General features: G+C 63.8%; 17 protein-coding genes and 2 rRNA genes (1 of these 19 only partly in view). 12 read left to right on the top strand and 7 right to left on the bottom strand.

Annotated elements, in window-relative coordinates; all coding sequences use genetic code 11:
• Window positions 1–9: 9 nt before the first annotated feature.
• Window positions 10–1,011, bottom strand: coding sequence for a TauD/TfdA dioxygenase family protein (locus tag ASC78_RS25950; protein WP_055808201.1), 1,002 nt, complete (start codon window positions 1,009–1,011; stop codon window positions 10–12).
• A 233-nt stretch (window positions 1,012–1,244) separates the two neighbouring features.
• Here ASC78_RS25950 and ASC78_RS25945 point away from each other — a divergent pair, with 233 nt between their 5' ends.
• The 7 genes from ASC78_RS25945 (at window position 1,245) to ASC78_RS25915 (ending at window position 8,072) form a co-directional block, all read left to right on the top strand.
• A complete protein-coding gene (locus ASC78_RS25945) occupies window positions 1,245–1,832 on the top strand; it encodes an NAD(P)H-dependent oxidoreductase (protein ID WP_055808198.1) in 588 nt (195 codons plus the stop codon).
• Window positions 1,829–3,106: an amidohydrolase family protein gene (locus ASC78_RS25940; RefSeq protein WP_055808196.1), complete on the top strand. Its 1,278-nt coding sequence runs from the start codon at window positions 1,829–1,831 to the stop codon at window positions 3,104–3,106. Before ASC78_RS25945 ends, ASC78_RS25940 begins: the two co-directional genes overlap by 4 nt.
• Before the next feature lie 16 nt (window positions 3,107–3,122).
• A complete protein-coding gene (locus ASC78_RS25935) occupies window positions 3,123–3,986 on the top strand; it encodes a creatininase family protein (RefSeq protein ID WP_055808194.1) in 864 nt (287 codons plus the stop codon).
• A 70-nt stretch (window positions 3,987–4,056) separates the two neighbouring features.
• A complete protein-coding gene (locus ASC78_RS25930; protein ID WP_055808192.1) occupies window positions 4,057–5,043 on the top strand; it encodes an ABC transporter substrate-binding protein in 987 nt (328 codons plus the stop codon).
• Between the two features lie 10 nt (window positions 5,044–5,053).
• Window positions 5,054–5,884: an ABC transporter ATP-binding protein gene (locus ASC78_RS25925; protein WP_055808191.1), complete on the top strand. Its 831-nt coding sequence runs from the start codon at window positions 5,054–5,056 to the stop codon at window positions 5,882–5,884.
• Complete coding sequence (locus ASC78_RS25920) at window positions 5,881–6,687, top strand: ABC transporter permease (RefSeq protein WP_055808189.1); 807 nt, start codon at window positions 5,881–5,883, stop codon at window positions 6,685–6,687. The genes ASC78_RS25925 and ASC78_RS25920 overlap by 4 nt, the downstream gene beginning before the upstream one ends.
• 11 nt (window positions 6,688–6,698) lie before the next feature.
• Window positions 6,699–8,072, top strand: a complete 1,374-nt coding sequence (locus ASC78_RS25915) for an FAD-binding oxidoreductase (protein WP_055808187.1) — start codon at window positions 6,699–6,701, stop codon at window positions 8,070–8,072.
• A 15-nt stretch (window positions 8,073–8,087) separates the two neighbouring features.
• On the opposite strand, the gene lnt is transcribed toward ASC78_RS25915, so the two are convergent.
• The 4 genes from lnt to ASC78_RS25895 form a co-directional block, all read right to left on the bottom strand.
• Window positions 8,088–9,677: an apolipoprotein N-acyltransferase gene (lnt, locus tag ASC78_RS25910; RefSeq protein WP_055808185.1), complete on the bottom strand. Its 1,590-nt coding sequence runs from the start codon at window positions 9,675–9,677 to the stop codon at window positions 8,088–8,090.
• Complete coding sequence (locus tag ASC78_RS25905) at window positions 9,677–10,555, bottom strand: HlyC/CorC family transporter (protein ID WP_055808183.1); 879 nt, start codon at window positions 10,553–10,555, stop codon at window positions 9,677–9,679. Before ASC78_RS25905 ends, lnt begins: the two co-directional genes overlap by 1 nt.
• An 89-nt stretch (window positions 10,556–10,644) precedes the next feature.
• Window positions 10,645–11,373, bottom strand: coding sequence for a GNAT family N-acetyltransferase (locus ASC78_RS25900; protein WP_055808181.1), 729 nt, complete (start codon window positions 11,371–11,373; stop codon window positions 10,645–10,647).
• 109 nt (window positions 11,374–11,482) lie between these two features.
• Window positions 11,483–11,956: an Lrp/AsnC family transcriptional regulator gene (locus ASC78_RS25895; protein ID WP_028254383.1), complete on the bottom strand. Its 474-nt coding sequence runs from the start codon at window positions 11,954–11,956 to the stop codon at window positions 11,483–11,485.
• Window positions 11,957–12,113: 157 nt separating this feature from the next.
• Between ASC78_RS25895 and hppD the strand changes: the two genes are divergently transcribed.
• From hppD to ASC78_RS25870, 5 genes are all read left to right on the top strand, one after another.
• Window positions 12,114–13,241 (top strand): 4-hydroxyphenylpyruvate dioxygenase, encoded by a 1,128-nt coding sequence (gene hppD / locus ASC78_RS25890; RefSeq protein WP_055808179.1) that lies wholly within the window; start codon window positions 12,114–12,116, stop codon window positions 13,239–13,241.
• A gap of 28 nt (window positions 13,242–13,269) precedes the next feature.
• Window positions 13,270–14,067 (top strand): transporter substrate-binding domain-containing protein, encoded by a 798-nt coding sequence (locus ASC78_RS25885; RefSeq protein ID WP_055808178.1) that lies wholly within the window; start codon window positions 13,270–13,272, stop codon window positions 14,065–14,067.
• Window positions 14,068–14,086: 19 nt separating this feature from the next.
• Window positions 14,087–14,971 (top strand): phenylalanine 4-monooxygenase, encoded by an 885-nt coding sequence (gene phhA / locus ASC78_RS25880; RefSeq protein ID WP_055808175.1) that lies wholly within the window; start codon window positions 14,087–14,089, stop codon window positions 14,969–14,971.
• A gap of 144 nt (window positions 14,972–15,115) precedes the next feature.
• The gene (locus ASC78_RS25875) at window positions 15,116–16,807 is read left to right on the top strand and encodes an AMP-binding protein (protein WP_055808173.1); all 1,692 of its coding nucleotides are present in this window, start codon (window positions 15,116–15,118) and stop codon (window positions 16,805–16,807) included.
• The gene (locus tag ASC78_RS25870) at window positions 16,808–17,737 is read left to right on the top strand and encodes an MBL fold metallo-hydrolase (RefSeq protein ID WP_055808171.1); all 930 of its coding nucleotides are present in this window, start codon (window positions 16,808–16,810) and stop codon (window positions 17,735–17,737) included. It begins immediately after the preceding gene.
• A gap of 102 nt (window positions 17,738–17,839) precedes the next feature.
• Here ASC78_RS25870 and rrf read toward each other — a convergent pair.
• Window positions 17,840–17,952 (bottom strand): 5S ribosomal RNA (gene rrf / locus ASC78_RS25865).
• Between the two features lie 145 nt (window positions 17,953–18,097).
• A 23S ribosomal RNA gene (locus tag ASC78_RS25860) occupies window positions 18,098–19,732 on the bottom strand; it runs 1,239 nt beyond the window's last position.

Below are 19,732 nucleotides of genomic sequence, written 5' to 3'. Positions count from 1 at the left end.
AGACGAGGTTCACGCGGCCGGTTGCCAAGTCGTAGATGCCGCCGACGACCCGGGCCGGGTCGCGGCAATGACTTCGTCGATGCGCGCATCGTTCGTGGCTTCGGGCCGGCTGCGCGTCCTGCTGCGTTGCCCGTCGATGGCAACGGCGGCTTCGCCATGCACCGTCACGCGCCGCACCAGGCGCGGCTGGTTGCCGTAGTCGTTGATCGCGAAGTGCTGCGTGGCGCGGTTGTCCCAGATCGCCACGTCGTCCTGCTGCCAGCTCCAGCGCACCGTGTTCTCCAGGCGGGTCACGCGGTTCTGCAGCAGCTCGAAGATGCGCGCCGACTCGCTGCTCGACAGCCCCACCAGCTTCTTCACGAAATGCCCGAGCAGCAGCGCGCGCTCGCCGGAGACCGGGTGCACGTGCACCACCGGATGCTCGGCCTCGTACACCGCCGAGACGAACACATTGCGGTGGTGGCGCAGGCGTTCTTCCTCCACCTGCACGCGGTCGGCGCCGTAGTCGTAGTCATTGCTGTGCACGGCCCAGAGCTGGTCGGCCAGTTGCTTCAGTTGCACGGGAAGGCGCTCGTAGGCCAGAGCGGTGTTGGCCCAGACGGTGTCGCCGCCATAGGCGGGAATCTTCACGCCGCGCAAGATGGATATCTTGGGAAACGCATCGACGAAGGTCACGTCGGTATGCCACGAATCGGCGCGCCCGCCTCCCTTGGAGGCGTCGAGCTCGAACAGCCTGGTGCCCGTGGGCGACGGCACCGTGGGGTGCGCCACCGTGCGGCCGAAGCGCGCGCCGAACGCCTGGTGCGCGGCGTCGTCGAGATGGTCCTGCCCGCGGAAGAACAGCACCTTGTGCTTCACCAGCGCTGCGTTGAACTGCTCGATCACTTCCCGCGGCAGGTCGGCGGACAGCTTCAGGTTCTGCACCTCGCCGCCGATGTGGCCCGAGACGCGGCGGATGCGCAGGTCGCCAAAGCTCGTATCGAAGGGCGTCGTGAGGGCGTTGTCGCTCATCGGTGGGAATCTCCTGTTCGTGTCGCTGGAACCGGCAAGGCCGGAGGCCGCCGATTCTCTGGGTGCGTGTGGCTGCGCCCAACGAACGAGTCCGTGTTTCGACATGCGCGAATCTTCTATGGAGGCCGACGCGTGGAACCGCCCGACTCCAGCCGATCCCCACTCCGGTGCATCCGGACTGGCACGTCGCTTGCATAACCTGACCACTTGCTCTGATTAATCGGTCAAATACCATGCGCGTGCTCGTCGTCTACTGCCATCCGGTCGAAACCAGCTTCCATGCGGCACTGCACCAGGAAGTTCTGAAGAACCTGCGCGGGGCCGGGCACGAGGTGGACGACTGCGACCTGTACGCGGAAGGCTTCAATCCGGTGCTCTCCCGCGAGGAGCGGCTCGGCTACCACGACGTGCCGGACAACCAATTGGCGCTCAAGCCTTATGTGGAGCGGCTGCAGTGGGCCGAGGGCATCGTTTTCTGCTTTCCGACCTGGTGCTTCGGCCTGCCCGCGATGCTGAAGGGCTACTTCGATCGGCTCTTCATGCCGGGTGTGGCCTTCGACATCAGCGACCCCGCCAACGTGAAGCCGATGCTCACGCACATCAAGCGCATCAGCGCCGTGGTCACCTATGGCCGGCCGCGCTGGATGGCCTGGTACATGGGAGATCCGCCGCGCAAGATCGTCACACGCTACATGCTGCGGCTCACAGGCCGGCGCGCCCGCGTGGACTACCACGCCCACTATCACATGAACGTGGCGACCGAGCCCCAACTCAAGCGCTTCATGGCGCGGGTGGGCACCGCAATGGCGCGCTTCGCATGATGGCGCCTTCACTGCTCGGCAACGCCCGCCTGCCGCGTTGGCTGCTGCCTTTGGACTGGCCGCAGCGCGATGGCGCGCCGGTACTCGCGCACATCGCACTCGAAGGCGGCCGCGTGCAATCGGTGCGGCCCGCGTCCACCGACGATGCCGCGCTTCCGGCCGACGGCTGGGACTTGGCCGGCACGCTCGTACTGCCCGGCTTCGTCGACGCGCACACGCACCTCGACAAGGCGTTCACGCTGCCGCGCATGAAACAGGTGCAGCCCGGCCTGCTCGGCGCCATCGACGCGATGCTGAACGACCGCGTGCACTGGAGCGCCGGCGACGTGCACGAGCGCGCCTCGCGCGGCCTGCAGTGGGCCTGGGAATGCGGCACCACGCATGTGCGCACCCATGTCGACTGGTGGGAGCCCGATACGGTGCCGCTGGCCTGGCCGGTGATGGCCGAACTGGCGCAGGAATGGGTCGGCAAGGTGCGGCTGGAGCAGGTCAGCCTGATCAAGCTGCCGCTGTTCGAAGACGCAGCGCAGGCCATGCGGCTCGCGCAGCAGGTAAAGGCCACGGGGCCACAAGCAGTGCTGGGCGGCTTCGTGCACTCCACCAACTGGAGCGAGAACGCGCTGCGCAACCTGCTGGTGTCGGCGCAGGCCTGCGACCTGGATGTCGACCTGCACGTCGATGAAGAACTGAACCCGGCGGCGGTCGGCTTGCAGACCACCGCCCGCATCCTGCACGAGATCGGCTTCGAAGGCCGCGTGGTCTGTGGCCACATCTGCGCGCTGGCTGCACAGCCCGAAGCCCAGGCCTTTGCCACGCTCGACGCGGTGGCGCGCGCGCCGATCACCGTGGTGTCGCTGCCCGCCACCAACCTGCTGCTGCAGGACGCGGTGACGGGCCGCACCCCCCGTCTGCGCGGAATCACGCTGGTGAAGGAAGCGCGCGATCGCGGCATTCCGCTGCTGTTCGCGAGCGACAACGTGCAGGACCCGTTCTGCCGGCTCGGCAGCTTCGACCCCGTCGAGGCGTTGGGCACTGCCGCGCTGGTGGCGCAGCTCGACGAGCCTTTCGACGACTGGTCGCAGGCGCTGTGCCGCGGCGACTGGCTGCAGCGCGCTCCCGCCACGGCGGCGCCCACGCTGGTCGGTGCCAAGGCCGACCTGGTGCTGTTCACGCAGGCCGATCGCCATGGCTGGCCCTCGCGCTCCGCCACCCGCGTGGTGCTGCGCGAAGGCCGCGTGACACACGGCGATGCGACGCCCTTTCTTCCCCGCTAACGCACAAGGACACCCCATGCTCCACGGCTACATTCCGCCCCACCGCTTCCTGCCCTACCTGAGCTGGACCGAAATCGCCGCGCTGCCCGACCGCGAGAACACGGTCATCGTGCTGCCCTGCGGCGCCATCGAGCAGCACGGCCCGCACCTGCCCTGCTCGGTCGACAGCGTGATCGCCTCGGGTGTGATGGGCAAGGCACTCGAAAAGCTGCCGGCCGACGTGCGCGCCTTCGCACTGCCGACCATCACCTATGGCAAGTCGGAAGAGCACCTGCACTTTCCGGGCACCATGACGCTGACCGGCACCACCCTCTTGTCGACCGTGACCGAAATCGGCGAATCGGTCTACCGCGCGGGCTTTCGCAAGCTGCTCTTTGCCAATGGCCACGGCGGCCAGCCGCAGGTGCTGGAGATGGCGGCGCGCGAACTGCGCCTCCGGCACGGCGACTTCGTGGTGGTGCCGCACGGCGTGTCGCGCCTGCCGAATGCATCGAGCAAGCAGATCAGCGAGCAGGAAAAGCGCCTGTCGATGCACGCCGGCCATTCCGAAACCGCGCTGATGCTCGCGCTGGCGCCTGACACCGTGCACATGGAGCGCGCGGCCGCCAACTTTCCGCCGCCGTTCCCGATCAAGCTGCTGTCGGCCGACGGCCGCCCAGCCTGCGCATGGACCGCGCGCGACTTCGGCCCGAGCGGCGTGATCGGCGACCCGACCAGCGCCACGCGCGAGCAGGGCGAAGAGATCCTGGACACGCTTTCCGACAGCTGGGTGCAGGCGCTGACCGAACTGCACGCGCTGCGCTGGGTGGTGCGCGAGGAAGCCACCTGGGAGCGCGGCCACCAGCAAGGCTTCATCCAGCAGTCGTTCGAGCCCGCCTGAGGCGCGCTACTTGCATCGGTCCATCCGCTTTTTTCAACTGTTCTTCCACCAGCCTCGAGAGGTTCCCACCATGCGTTCTTTCGCTCTTTCCATGGCCGGCGCCGCCGCGCTCGCACTGTTCGCCGCCGCTGCTCCGGCGCAGGCTCAAGACAAGTTCACCTACATGACCAACTGGTATGCGCAGGCCGAGCACGGCGGCTTCTACCAGGCGGTGGCGCAGGGCATCTACAAGAAGTACGGGCTCGACGTGACCATCAAGATGGGCGGCCCGCAAGTCAACATCACGCAGATGATGGCCGCGGGCCAAGCCGACTGCATCATGGGTTCGAGCGACATCCAGATGATGCAGGTGCGCGAAGGCGGCGTGCCGGTGGTCAACGTGGCGGCCTTCTTCCAGAAAGACCCGCAGGTTTTGATCGCGCACGACGACGTCAAGAAATTCGAAGACCTGAAGGGCAAGACGCTGCTGATCGGCGCGCAAGCCAACCGCGGTTACTGGCCATGGCTCAAGGCCAAGTTCGGCCTTACCGATGAGCAGACGCGGCCCTACACCTTCAACATCCAGCCCTTCGTGGCCGACAAGAACACCGCGCAGCAGGGCTACCTGACCTCGGAGCCCTACGCCATCCAGAAGGCCGGCGTGAAGAGCACCGTGCTGATGTTCAGCGACCACGGCTTTCCGGCGTACGCCACCACGGTGTCGTGCATGGAGAAGACCGTGAAGGAGCGCAGCAAGCAGGTGGAAGCCTTCGTGAAAGCTTCGGCCGAGGGCTGGAAGAGCTACCTCGCCGACCCGGCGCCCGCCAACGCGCTGATCAAGAAGGACAACCCGAACATGACCGACGACCAGCTGGCCTACAGCGTGGCCAAGCTGAAGGAAATGGGCATGGTCACCGGCGGCGACGCGGCCAAGCTCGGCATCGGCGTGATCACCGACGCACGTTCGAAGGCGAGCTACGACTTTCTGGTGAGCGCCAAGCTGCTCGACCCGGCCAAGGTGGAGCTCGCGAAGACCTACACCACGGAGTTCGTCAAGGACGCCAAGGTCCTGCCCTGAGTCTCGCGCCATGAATCGCATCGAGCCCCACACCCTCGCCCCGCCCATGGCGCCTGCCGTGCCCGCGGTAGAAGTGCTCTCGGCCGAGAAGACCTATCCCAATGGCACGCAGGCGCTGTTGCCGGTGGATCTTTCGATTGCCGAAGGCGAGTTCGTCACACTGCTCGGGCCCTCGGGCTGTGGCAAGAGCACGCTGCTCAAGATGGTGGCGGGCATGCTCGAGCCGAGCGACGGGCGCCTGCTTGTGTGGCGCAAGCCGGTCGCCGAGATCCACAGCTGCCCGCACAAGCTCTCCTTCGTGTTCCAGTCGGCCACGTTGATGCCGTGGGCGAGCGTACGCACCAACGTGCGGCTGCCGCTCGACCTCGCCGGTGTGCCGCGCAAGGAGGCCGACGCACGGGTGATGGAATCGCTTGCGCTGGTGGGACTGGAGAAGTTTGCCGAGGCCCTGCCGCGCGCGCTTTCGGGCGGCATGCAGATGCGCGTGTCGATTGCGCGCGGACTGGTGACCCAGCCCGATCTGCTGCTGATGGACGAGCCCTTCGGCGCGCTCGACGAGATCACGCGCCACAAGCTCGACGCCGATCTGCTCGACCTGTGGCGCAAGAAGAAGCTCACGGTGATCTTCGTGACGCATTCGATCCATGAGGCGGTGTTCCTCTCGACGCGCGTGGTGATGATGGCCGCGCGGCCGGGTCGGGTGGTGGAGCAGTTCCACATCGACGAGCCCTATCCGCGCACACCCGACTTCATGGTGACGCCGGAATTCGCGCGCCATGCCAAGCGCTTGCAAGACAGCCTGCTGCGCGCGAGCCAAGGCGACGAGGAGCACGCGCAATGAAGAAGAGCCTGCCCCTTCTGAGCCAACCGCGTGTGCAGCGCGTGCTCTACCCCGTGCTCATCGGCGTGGTGCTGGTCGCGCTGTGGCAGTGGATGGTGGTCGCAATGGAGCTGCCGCCCTACCTGGTGCCGTCGCCCTTCCTCATGGTGCAGACGCTCGTCACCGACTGGGTGCCGCTCGGCAATGCGCTCTTGGTCACGCTCAAGATCACGCTGCTGTCGTTCGCGCTGGCCACGGTCGCGGGGGTGCTGATCTCGTTCCTGTTCGTGCAGAGCAAGCGCATCGAGACGGCGCTCTTTCCATATGCGGTGCTGCTGCAGGTCACGCCCATCGTCGCGGTGGCGCCGCTCATCATCATCTGGGTGAAGAACCCGGTGGCGGCGATGACGGTGTGCGCCGCGCTGGTGGCGCTGTTTCCGATCATCAGCAACACCACGCTCGGCTTGCGCAGCATCGACCCCGACCTGCAGAGCTACTTCAAGCTCAACCGCGCCACGCGCTGGCAACAGCTGGTGCGGCTGCGCATCCCCAGCGCGCTGCCCTACTTTTTCGGAGGGCTGCGCATCTCGAGCGGCCTGGCTCTGATCGGCGCGGTGGTGGCCGAGTTCGTCGCCGGCACCGGTGGCTCGGGCGCGGGGCTGGCGTATCAGATTCTCCAGGCAGGCTTTCAGCTGAACATTCCGCGCATGTTCGCGGCCCTGCTGCTCATTTCGCTGACCGGCGTCGCGCTGTTCGTGCTGATGGCCTGGCTCACCAAAGTGGCGCTGAGCTCGTGGCACGCGAGCGAACTTTCCCAGGATTGAAAACCTTGACCATGAACGCTTCCATTTCCGTCATCGAACAGCTGCTGTTCGAGCTGCCCGACCTCGACTGGATCACCGACGAAAGCCGCGTGACGCGCCTGTCGCAAGACTTCTCGTGGTTCAGCCCGGTGCTGAACCGCCAACTGAAGGACAAGCGCGCCGACGTGGTCGTGCGTCCACGCACCGAGGAGGAAATTCGCGCCGTGGTCGGCGCCTGCGCGCGGCGCAACGTGCCGATCACCATCCGTGGCAGCGGCACTGGCAACTATGGCCAGACCACGCCGCTGGCGGGCGGCGTGGTGCTCGACATGACAGGCTACAACGCCTTCCTGTGGGTGAAGCCAGGGGTGGCGCGCGCGCAGGCCGGCACTCGCCTCGGTGAGCTCGAGAAACAGACCAAGCCCTCCGGCCAAGAGATGCGTTGCCTGCCTTCCACCTACCGAAGCGCCACGCTGGGCGGACTGTTCGGCGGCGGTTTCGGCGGTGTGGGCTCCATCAATTACGGGCCGCTCGGTGCGCCCGGCAATGTGCTCGGCATCCGAGCGATGACCATCGAAGCGGAGCCGCAAGTGGTCGAATTGCGCGGACCGGAAGCGATGCGCATGCACCATCTCTGGGGTACCAACGGACTGGTGCTTGAGCTGGAGGTCGCGCTGGCGCCCGCGCACCCCTGGCTCGAAACGCTGGTGACCTTCGACCAGTTTGAAGGTGCACTGCATTTCGCAGACAAGCTGGCGAATGCACCGGGGATCGTGAAGCGGGAAATCGCGTTCTTCGGTGCCCCCATCTCAGACCACCTCGCGCAGCTCGCCGCGCACCTGCCCAAGGGCTGCCACACCGTGCTGTCGCTGGTGGCCGAATCGTGCGAAGCCGCTATGTTGCAGCTGGCCGAAGCGCACGGGGGCACGGTGAGCTATCGCAAGACCGCGGCCGAAGTGCAAAAGAGCAACCGCACGCTGATGGAGTTCACCTGGAACCACACGACGCTGCATGCGCTCAAGGTGGACCCGACGCTCACGTACTTGCAGAGCGGCTTCGTGCCGGGCCGGCATGTCGAGCAGATCATCGAGATGGAACAACTGCTCGGTGGCGAAGTGATGATGCATATCGAGTTCCTGCGCAACGTGGCCGGGCTCATGACCTGCAGCGGTCTGCAGCTGGTGCGTTTCAGCACCGAGGAGCGGCTCGCAGAGATCATCGACATCCACCGCGCTCACGGCGTGCACATCAACAACCCGCACGTGAACATCGTGGAAGACGGCAAGGCGGGCGGGCCGCTGCCGCCGGAGGTCATCGAGACGAAGAAGCGCTTCGATCCGATGGGCCTGCTGAATCCGGGCAAGCTGCGCGACTGGCCGGTGAAAACGGCGCCGGCCGCCGGCTGACCAGGGCGCGGGCGCTCAGGCCCGCCGACGGCGCAGCACGAAGGCGGCCGCCACGATCGCGAACGCCGTGATCCAGAGCGGCCACAGGCCGAACGGCGCCACCCAGCGCGCAAAGGGCGTGAGCCCCGTGCGGCCTTCGACCGATGCCTCGAGCACGCCGCGCGTGAGCCGCGGCAGCTCATGCGTGACACGGCCTGCGGCATCGATGACCACGGTTGCGCCGGTGTTGGTCGCCCGCACCATCGGCCGCGCGAATTCGAGCGAGCGCATGCGCGAGATGGCGAGGTGCTGGTCGATGGCCACGGAGTTGCCGAACCAGGCGATGTTGCTGACGTTGAGCAGGATGGTCGGGGCCGTGGCCTCGTTCTTGAAGTTGGCGCCGATCTCGTCGCCGAACAAGTCTTCGTAGCAGATGTTGGGCGCGATGCGCTGGCCCTGCCAGGCGAAAGGCGCCTGCGCCAGCCCACCGCGGGCGAAGTCGCCCAGCGGAATATTCATCATCCGGATAAACCAGCGAAAGCCCGGAGGGATGAATTCGCCGAACGGAACGAGGTGGTGCTTGCTGTAGCTGTAGGGTTGCGCGGCGCCGGGCTGGAAGCCGAGCACCGCGTTGCTGTAGGTCCCCTGGCCGCCCATCGGCAGGCCGACGATGGCGGCCTGTGTGCCCTGGCTGTAGCGCGACTGGATGGCTTCCAGATACCCGGCCGGCAGTTGCTGCGGCAGCAGCGGCAGCGCGGTTTCCGGCGTAACGACCAACGAGGCCTTGGCATCGCGCAATTGCTCGCCGTACCAGCGCAGCGCAAGGTCGATGCCGCCGCCAGGAATGAATTTTTCGTCTTGCGGGATATTGCCCTGCAGCAGTGCCATCTGCAGGTGGCCGCTCGAACCCTTGTCACCCTGCGCGCTGGCGGGCAACGGGTTGACCAGGTGCGGCGCTGCAAAGACGGCGGCGACAAGGACCACGGCCTGCGCCAAACCGACGGTGCGGGCGGGTCGCGTCAGCGCGACGAGGCCGGCCGCGAGCGCGGCGACCGCGCCGATGCCGTACACGCCGATCCACGGTGCCCAGGCGGCCAGAGGCCCCTCGACGTGCGCATAGCCGCCGGCCCCCCAGGGGAAGCCGGTGAACCAGCTGCCGCGCACGAGTTCGGCCAGCGTCCACAGCGCGGCGAAGACCAGTGCGCCGTTCACCGGCCCCTGTGGGCCTCGGGCGACGAACCAGGCACAGGCAGCGGCGTAATAAAGCCCGAGCGCCGCCGCGAGCGAGAGCACCGCGATCGCCGCGAGGGGCGCTGGAAGCCCACCGTAGGTGTGCATCGAGATGAAGAGCCACCAGAAGCTGCCGGTGAGCCAAGCGGTCGAAAAGAGCCAGCCATGCAGGCCTGCGCGGCGCCAGCCCGCCCCTTCGGCACGCAGCCAGTCGAGCAGGCCGACCAGTGCCACCAGTGAAATAAGCTGCAGCCACCACAGCGGACGGCCGTTCGAAGGCCAGGCGATGGCGGCGGCCTGCGCAAGGCCGGCCAGCGCGAAGCCGAGTATTCGCAGCAGGCCCACGGCGGAAAGGGTCGACTGTGTGCGGAGCGTTGCCGCTGCGGGCAGCGGCATCAGTCGGCCGCGTCGCTGCCGCGGGCCGGGGACACCTTGAACCAGCGCACGGCCCCGCCCTTGGTGTGCAGCACCACGAAATCGAAGCCGCCGATGGCGTGATGCTCGCCACGCTTGGGCACGTGGCCCATCTCGTGCGCGATGAGGCCGCCGATGGTGTCGAAATCTTCGGTCAGCTGTTCTTCGTCGAAGGTGATGCCGAAGGCCTCCGCCACGCGGTCGATGGGGGTGTCGCCCGAAACGCGGTAGGTGTGGTCGGCCAGGCCGAAGATGTCGCCTTCGTCCTCGGCAATGTCGAACTCGTCTTCGATCTCGCCGACGATCTGCTCGAGCACGTCCTCGATGGTGATGAGGCCGGCCACGCGGCCGAATTCGTCGATGACGATGGCCAGGTGGTTGCGGTTGCCGCGAAACTCCCGCAGCAAGTCGTTCAAGCCCTTGCTCTCCGGAACGAAGGTGGCGGGGCGCAGCAGTGCACGGATGTTGAGCCCCGGCGCGCGCTGCAGCTTGAGCAAGTCCTTCGCGAGCAGGATGCCGATGATGTTTTCTTTTTCGCCCTCGTACACCGGAAAGCGCGAGTGCGCGGTGTCGATGACCACGTGCAGCAGCGCGTCATACGGCGCGTCGATGTTCACCAGGTCCATGCGCGGCGCGGCAACCATGACGTCGCCGGCGGTCATGTCGGCCATGCGCAGCACACCCTCGAGCATCACGCGCGACTCGGCGCCGATCACCTCGTTGTCCTCGGCATCGGCGAGGGTTTCGATCAGCTCGTCGCGCGAGTCGGGACCGGGGTGGATGAATTCGGCCAGCTTCTGGAGAAAGCCGCGCTTGTCTTCCCGTTCGACGGGAGCGCGTTCAGAGTGAGGTTCGGCCACTGCGGGAGGCGTAGTTGAAGAGCTGCAAGGATACCGGATGCGCGTGACAGGCTCCACCGCCCCGTCCCATGGCCCTTGCTACGGGGCACTCAAGGAGCGGATTTGCTTCGCGCGTCTCTCATGCCGCTGCGCACTTCCTGCAGGCTGGCGAGAAAGGCCCAGAACTGCTTGGCACGGGTCTTGAGCTGGTAATCGACCGCCGCGTAGTGTTCGAGCGCGATTTCGCTCATGTGGCTGTCGAAGGTGGCGCTCGGCAGTTGCAGGTGCGCCTCGGACTCGGAACCGCTGCGCACCACGGTGGCGCCGGCATTGCGGGCGATCTTCAGCATGGCAGCGTTTTCGCTCAGCGCATGAATGAAGAGCATGCCCACGCCTTCATTGCGCGCCACGACCACGGCACGCTCGAACAGGCGGGCGCCGTAGCCGCGGCCGCGCGCATGGGCGGACACCGACACGCCGAACTCGGCGCAGTCGCTGTGCTGGTCGTCCGGCGCAAACGCCAGGTGGGCCATGGCAATGAGGTCGAGCCGGCGGTTGTAGATGCCGAAAAGCTCGTCGCGGTCGAAGTCGAGCCCGTCGACGTAGCGCTGCACCTGCTCGTCGGCCGCTGCATAGCCGAAGCGCAGATAGCGGTCGTGCGGGCTGAGTGCCAGCAGGTGCTGCGCGATGCGGCCGCGTTCGCGCGGGCCGATCGAACGGATCGGCACCATCACGGGCGGGGGCGCGAAGCTCGCGCGCGGTTGCGCCTCAACCATGGGCGCTCTCAGGAAAGAGCCGAGGCCGAGAGACGCCTTCAGAAGGGTCTTGGCGGTAAGCATGGCTCAAATATAAGGGTTTTCCCTTAATCAACAAGCCTGTGTGGGTACTTTGGTGCTTCATAGGGGGCCGGTTAACAGGGCGCGTGTCGTTCTCGCAACCAGTTCGCGTCTAGACCGGCACCGCCGTGGTGGCCTTGACCCGGTCGAGCACGAAGCTGGTCTTGCAGTCTTCGACGCTGGGGTGTTTGAGAAGGGTGTCCATGATGAAGCGGCTGTAGTGCCCCATGTCGGCGACCACCACGCGCAAAAGGTAGTCCATGTCGCCGGTGAGCGCCGCGCACTCGACGACTTCGGGCCAAGTCTGCACGCTCGCCCGGAACAAGTCCATGGGGTTGCGCTTGTGGGTTTCGGTGTGCTTTTCGAGCCGGACATTGAGATAGGCGGTGAGGCCGAGGCCAATGACCTCGGGCCGCACAAGCGCCACATAGCGGTCGATGACGCCACTTTCTTCAAGCCGCTTGACGCGCCGGAGCACGGCGCTGGGCGAGAGGCTCACCTGTTCCGCGATCTGGTCGTAGGTGGCACGGCCGTCTGCTTGCAGCGTGCGCAGAATCAATCTATCAATCTTGTCGAGTGCTTCCATGCTGGTATTTTCGCAGGTTTATTGCGTGAAGGCCATTTTCGGCGCCCAACAACGCTGAAAACGTGAGCCGCATCCGCTCTACAGTGCATCACTGGTCGTTCTCGGCCCATTCGCCCGCTATTTCATTCATTCGAACCCGCACTTCTGGAGACACCACATGAGCCACACCGACGCGCCCCCCTTCACGCCCTGGGAGAACCCGATGGGAACCGACGGCTTCGAATTCATCGAGTACGCGGCGCCGGACCCGGTGGCCATGGGCAAGGTGTTCGAGCGCATGGGCTTCACAGCGGTGGCCAAGCACCGCCACAAGAATGTGCTGCTGTACCGCCAGGGCACGATCAATTTCATCGTGAATGCCGAGCCTGACTCGTTCGCCCAGCGCTTTGCGCGCGAACACGGCCCGAGCGTCTGCGCCATCGCATTCCGGGTGCAGGACGCCAAGCAGGCCTACGAGCGCGCCATCTCGCTGGGCGCCTGGGGTTTTGCCGACAAGGCAGGCCCCGGCGAGCTGAACATCCCGGCCATCAAGGGCATCGGCGACAGCCTGATCTACCTGGTCGACCGCTGGCCCGGCAAGAACGGCGCCAAGCCGGGAGACATCGGCAACATCGGCTTCTACGACGTGGACTTCGAGCCGCTGCCGGGCGTGGCCTCGCAAGATGCGCTGGCGCCCAAGGGCAACGGCCTGACCTACATCGACCACCTGACGCACAACGTGTATCGCGGCCGCATGAACGTCTGGGCCGCCTTCTACGAGAAGCTGTTCAACTTCCGCGAGATCAAGTACTTCGACATCGAAGGCCAGGTCACGGGCGTGAAGAGCAAGGCCATGACCAGCCCCTGCGGCAAGATCCGCATCCCGATCAACGAGGAAGGCAAGGAGCAAGCCGGCCAGATCCAGGAGTACCTGGACATGTACCGCGGCGAAGGCATCCAGCACATTGCGATGGGCTCGGACAACCTGTATGAAACCGTCGACGCGCTGCGCGCCAACGGCGTCACGCTGCTCGACACCATCGATACGTACTACGAACTGGTCGACAAGCGCATTCCCGGCCACGGCGAAGACGTGGCCGAACTGAAGAAGCGCAAGATCCTGATCGACGGCAAGAAGGACGCACTGCTGCTGCAGATCTTCAGCGAGAACCAGCTCGGGCCGATCTTCTTCGAGTTCATCCAGCGCAAGGGCGACGACGGGTTCGGCAACGGCAACTTCAAGGCGCTGTTCGAAAGCATCGAGCTCGACCAGATGCGCCGCGGCGTGTTGTCGGCCGCAAAATAACCATCTCTTTCACTGGCCAGGAGCCTCCATGCGCAGCACGTTTTCGATCGGCTTGACTCTCATCGCGGCCGCGGCCGTTCTTTCTGGTTGCGCGATGGCGCCGGCCACGCCGTCGGCCGGCTCGTCCCGCCTGGACGTGGTGCAGAAGGCCGCGGCGCTGCGCATCTGCACGCCTGGCGACTACAAGCCGTTCAGCTTCCAGAAGGCCGATGGTTCGTTCGAAGGCATCGACGTGGACCTCATGGCGGGCTTCAGCACCAGCCTCGGCGCCAAGCCGGAGTGGGTGAAGACCACCTGGGCCAATCTGCTGCCCGACCTCACCGCCGGCAAGTGCGACATGGCGGTGGGCGGTGTGTCCGTGACCACCGACCGGCAGAAGCGCGCCTTCTTCAGCGCGCCCTACATGGTGAACGGCAAGGCGCCGATCGCGCGCTGCGCCGACGTTGCCAAGTACCAGAGCGTGGCCGACATCGACAAGCCTTCGACGCGGGTCATCTTCAACCCGGGCGGCAGCAACGAGCGCTTTGCGCGCGCCAACTTCAAGCAGGCCAAGCTCACGATGCATGGCGAAAACGTGACGATCTTCGACGAGCTTCTGGCGAACCGCGCCGACGTGTTCGTGACCGAATCCGCCGAAGCCATCACGCAGCAGAAGCTCAAGCCCGGCCTATGCGCCATCAACCCCGACAAGCCGCTTCAGTACGGCGAGATGGCGTGGATGCTGCCTCGAGACGACGTGGCTTTCAAGGCCTATGTCGATCAGTGGCTGCACCTGCAGAAAGCCGGCGGCGACTTCCAGCGCGTGATGGACCGCTGGCTCAAATAATCAAAAAGCACTTTTACCCATGGACACTCCCGCCGCCGCCGCCCCTTCCGCCGCCACGCCCGTCGTTTATGGCGCTTCCGATCGCCCGCCGCGCGGCGACTATTCGCGCGGCGGCGTGGTGCAGGCCGACTACACCTGCCCGCAGGACTGGGCCAGCTACACGGCGGCCGATCACGACACCTACAAGCGGCTCTACGAGCGGCAGGCCGCGCAACTGCCCAGCCTGGCCTGCGATGCGTTCATCAACGCGCTGCCCTTGCTGGGCGTGAAGGACCGCATTCCTCGCTTCGAGGAAATCAACGAACGGCTGCACCGCGCCACCGGCTGGGAAATCGTCGCGGTGCCCGGGCTGATTCCCGAGTTGCCCTTCTTCACGTTGCTGGCGAATCGCAAGTTTCCGGTGACCGACTGGATCCGCAAGCCCGAAGAGTTCAACTACATCGTCGAGCCCGACGTGTTCCACGACCTGTTCGGCCACGTGCCGATGCTGTTCGACCCGACCTTTGCCGACTACGTGCAGCGCTATGGCCAGGGCGGCATCAAGGCGCACGAACTGGGCGCGGGCGAGAAGCTGGCGCGTCTGTATTGGTACACGGTGGAGTTCGGGCTGATCCGCCAGCCGGACGGGTTGCGCGCATATGGCGCCGGCATCCTGAGCTCGGTGGGCGAGCTGCAGCACGCGGTGCGCAGCAACGAGCCGCACCGGCTGCCGCTCGACCTGCTGCGCGCCATGCGCACGCTCTACAAGATCGACACATACCAGGCCAACTATTTCGTGATCGACAGCTTCGCGCAGCTGTTCGAACTCACGGCGCCCGACTTCACACCGCTCTACCGCGCACTCGAGATCGAGTCGGACATCCCCGCCGGGGTGCTGCTGCCGGGCGAGACCGGCAGGGCCTGAGAACGCGCCTCTCGTCTGAGCGCCACGGCGTTCGCGCATGCCCCGCCGCTATCGCGCGCGCGACAGCGCGCACCCCGCTCCTAGGACAAGCCCGCTGGCGGCGGGATGCATCTGGCTCCGACAATCCGCGCAAAAGGAGCTTGCATGCAGACATCCGCGCAAAAAAACTACCCGGCCGACGTGCCGCACGAGATTCATCCGGAGCAGTACCGGTCCCTGCCGCACATGTTCGAGGAGGCCTTCGGACGCTATGCCGATCGGCCATTCTCGGTCTGCATGGAGCGTTGGATGTCGTACGGCGAGCTCGACACGCTCTCCAAGGCGCTGGGTGCATGGCTGCAGTCGCTCGGCCTCGAGCCGGGCGCGCGGGTGGCGATCATGCTGCCGAACGTGCCGCAGTTCGCAGTCACCATGTGCGGCGTGCTGCGGGGAGGATATACCTGCGTCAACGTCAATCCGCTCTACACGGCGCGCGAACTCGAGCATCAACTCAAGGATTCGGGCGTGACGGCCATTGTCATTCTGGAGAACTTCGCTGCGACGCTGGAACAGGTGATCGAGCGCACGCCGGTCAAGCACGTGGTCGTCACGTCGATGGGCGATCTGCTGGGCGGTCTTTACGGCGCCTGGATCACTGTCGCGGTTCGCCATCTGGCGAAGATGGTCCCGCCGTTCAAGCTGCCGCTGGGCAACGGCCGCACCGTGACGCCTTTTTCCAAGGTCATCGAAGAAGGGCGCGGCCGCACGCTGGCACCGGATCAAAGCACGCTCGATTCGATCGCGTTCCTGCAATACACGGGCGGCACCACGGGCCTGTCGAAGGGCGCGGTGCTGACGCATCGCAATATCGTCGCCGCCACCTTGCAGGCGGAGGCATGGTTCACGCCGGCGCTCTCGAAGGCGGGGGACCTGTCGAAGGTCAACAGCATTGCGGCGCTGCCGCTGTATCACATCTTCGCGCTCACGCTCTGCCTGCTCGTGATCCGGCAGGGGTCGCACATGACGCTGATTCCCAATCCGCGCGACTTCGACAAGTTCATCGCGGTGCTCAAGAAGCGGCCATTCCACATGCTTCCTGCGGTGAACACCTTGTTCAATGCGCTGCTGATGCATCCCGAATTCAAGTCGATCGACTTCTCGACGCTGTTCGTGTCGCAGGCGGGCGGCATGGCCGCGTCGGAGGGCACGGCACGCCGATGGTTCGAAGCCACGGGCTGTCCGATGATCGAAGGCTGGGGTATGAGCGAGACCTGCGCGATCGGCACCAACAACCCCGTATCGAACACAGAGTTCACAGGCACCATCGGCTTGCCGCTGCCGAGCATCGAGATTGCCATCAAGGACGATGAAGGCAATTCATTGCCGGTCGGAACGTCGGGCGAACTGTGCATCAAGGGCCCGAACGTAATGACGGGCTACTACAACCAGCCGGCCGAGACGGCCGCCGCTTTCACAGCCGATGGATTCATGCGCACCGGAGACATCGCAGTGATGCAGGAGGACGGCTACAGCCGGATCGTAGACCGCAAGAAGGACATGATTCTGGTCAGCGGCTTCAACGTGTTTCCGAACGAACTTGAGAATGTGATCTCGCTGTGTCCCGGGGTTGTCGAGTGCGCCGCCGTCGGAGTGCCGGACGAAAAGCAGGGCGAAGCGATCAAGGTTTTTGTCGTCCGCAGGGATGCAGCACTCACCGAAGACGCCGTGCTGCAGTACTGCAATGGGCAACTCACAGGCTACAAGCGGCCGAAGCACATCGAGTTTCGCGATTCGTTGCCGAAGACAAATGTCGGGAAAATCCTTCGACGCGAATTGCGCACGAGCACGAGCGCCTGAATGAGCCAGCAAGCCGCGGCCGGGCTGCCGACGAATCTCATCGTCTTCGAACGCGGCTGGCTCTCCTCGAACAACATCCTGTTTGTCGGCGCCGACGAAACCGCACTGGTCGACACGGGATATGCCACGCATGCTGAGCAGACTCTGGCGCTGGTCAAATCGGCCCTGGGAGCACGGCCGCTCGATCGGATACTGAACACGCATCTGCACAGCGACCACTGCGGCGGCAACGCTGCCTTGCAACAGCGCTACCCGGCGCTCCAAACGAACATTCCACCAGGCGAGGCGGCGTTGGTGGAACGGTGGGATGAACGGGGCTTGAGCTTTCTAGCGACGGGGCAAATCTGCCCACAGTTTCAATTCACCGGTCTGCTGCAGCCGGGGACGGAATGCGTGCTTGGAGACAAGTCATGGCAGGTGCACAGCGCGCCAGGCCACGATCCTCATTCGATCATTCTGTTCGAGCCCGTTTCGCGGACGCTGATCTCGGCAGACGCCTTGTGGGAGAACGGGTTTGGCATCGCCTTTCCGGAGCTTGCGGGCGAACCATCGTTCGAGGACGTGGCGGCCACGCTGGATCGGATCGAGGCGTTGGCACCGCTGCAGGTGATTCCGGGGCATGGCCGGGTCTTCAATGACGTCGGCAACGCCTTGGCCACAGCGCGACGTCGGCTCGACGGCCTTCAGCGCGACCCTGTGAAGCATGCGCGGCATGCGATCAAGGTCTTGATGAAGTTCAAGCTGTTGGAAGTGCAGTCCATTGCGGTGGACGATTGGGAAGCATGGCTTCGGGGCGCATCGTACCTGGAGGTGGTTCGCTCGCGCTTCTTTTCAGATCAGGAATTGCGTCAATTGGCCGACGACATCCTGGCTGAATTGGTTATGGCTGGTGCAGCTGCAGTCGATGCGTCGGGCATCCGCAATATCTAGCTCTGCTCTTCGGCAATAAAAAAGCGCGTCACCAAATGATGACGCGCTTTTTCAAAGCACCAAAGCCCAACACGCTGTGTTGGGCTTTTCCAGGCTGTAAGAGCCTGACGATGACCTACTTTCACACGGGAACCCGCACTATCATCGGCGCTGACGCGTTTCACTGTCCTGTTCGGGATGGGAAGGAGTGGTACCACGTCGCTATGGTCATCAGGCATAACTTGTTGTCTGACTGATCACACGATCAATCAAACGAATTCATAGAGTTTGGAATCAGCGCGCAATTGTCTTGCGCTTGCTTGAATGTATTTTGAATGCGTCAACTTGGCATAACACCTTGATCAGACTGATCAAAGTTATAGGGTCAAGCCGCACGAGCAATTAGTATCAGTTAGCTTAACGCATTACTGCGCTTCCACACCTGACCTATCAACGTCCTGGTCTTGAACGACTCTTTAGGGGGCTCAAGGCCCCGGCAGATCTCATCTTGAAACGAGTTTCCCGCTTAGATGCTTTCAGCGGTTATCTCTTCCACACTTAGCTACTCGGCAATGCCACTGGCGTGACAACCGATACACCAGAGGTGTGTCCACTCCGGTCCTCTCGTACTAGGAGCAGGCTTCCTCAAATCTGCAGCGCCCACGGAAGATAGGGACCAAACTGTCTCACGACGTTTTAAACCCAGCTCACGTACCTCTTTAAATGGCGAACAGCCATACCCTTGGGACCGGCTACAGCCCCAGGATGAGATGAGCCGACATCGAGGTGCCAAACACCGCCGTCGATATGAACTCTTGGGCGGTATCAGCCTGTTATCCCCAGAGTACCTTTTATCCGTTGAGCGATGGCCCTTCCATACAGAACCACCGGATCACTATGTCCTGCTTTCGCATCTGCTCGACTTGTCAGTCTCGCAGTTAAGCACGCTTATGCCATTGCACTATCGTCACGATGTCCGACCGTAACTAGCGTACCTTCGAACTCCTCCGTTACGCTTTGGGAGGAGACCGCCCCAGTCAAACTGCCTACCATGCACTGTCCCCGATCCAGATAATGGACCTAGGTTAGAACCTCAAACACACCAGGGTGGTATTTCAACGTTGGCTCCACAAGATCTAGCGACCCTGCTTCAAAGCCTCCCACCTATCCTACACAGATCTGTTCAAAGTCCAATACAAAGCTACAGTAAAGGTTCATGGGGTCTTTCCGTCTTTCCGCGGGGAGATTGCATCATCACAAACATTTCAACTTCGCTGAGTCTCAGGAGGAGACAGTGTGGCCATCGTTACGCCATTCGTGCAGGTCGGAACTTACCCGACAAGGAATTTCGCTACCTTAGGACCGTTATAGTTACGGCCGCCGTTTACTGGGACTTCAATCAAGAGCTTGCACCCCATCATTTAATCTTCCAGCACCGGGCAGGCGTCACACCCTATACGTCCACTTTCGTGTTTGCAGAGTGCTGTGTTTTTAATAAACAGTCGCAGCCACCGATTTTTTGCAACCCATTCATGCTTCGTTGTTCACTACACACTAATAGGGCACACCTTCTTCCGAAGTTACGGTGTCAATTTGCCGAGTTCCTTCTCCTGAGTTCTCTCAAGCGCCTTAGAATACTCATCTCGCGCACCAGTGTCGGTTTGCGGTACGGTCGTATATAGCTGAAGCTTAGTGGCTTTTCCTGGAACCTCGTTCAGTCACTTCACGGACAAGTCCGCTCGATCGTTGGCCTCGGTATATGTGCACCGGATTTGCCTAATGCACGCCTACATCCAACTAAACCAGAATAATCCAATAACTGGATGACCTATTAAGATCCGTCCCCACATCGCACTATATATCGGTACAGGAATATTGACCTGTTTCCCATCAGCTACGCATCTCTGCCTCGCCTTAGGGGCCGACTCACTCTACGCCGATGAACGTTGCGTAGAAAACCTTGCGCTTACGGCGAGGGGGCTTTTCACCCCCTTTAACGCTACTCATGTCAGCATT

This window comes from Variovorax sp. Root318D1 (genome assembly GCF_001424835.1).
In the GTDB taxonomy this organism is placed as follows: Bacteria; Pseudomonadota; Gammaproteobacteria; order Burkholderiales; family Burkholderiaceae_C; genus Variovorax.
The sequence above is the reverse complement of the archived record's forward strand: the minus strand, read 5'-3'. Positions and strand labels throughout refer to the sequence as shown.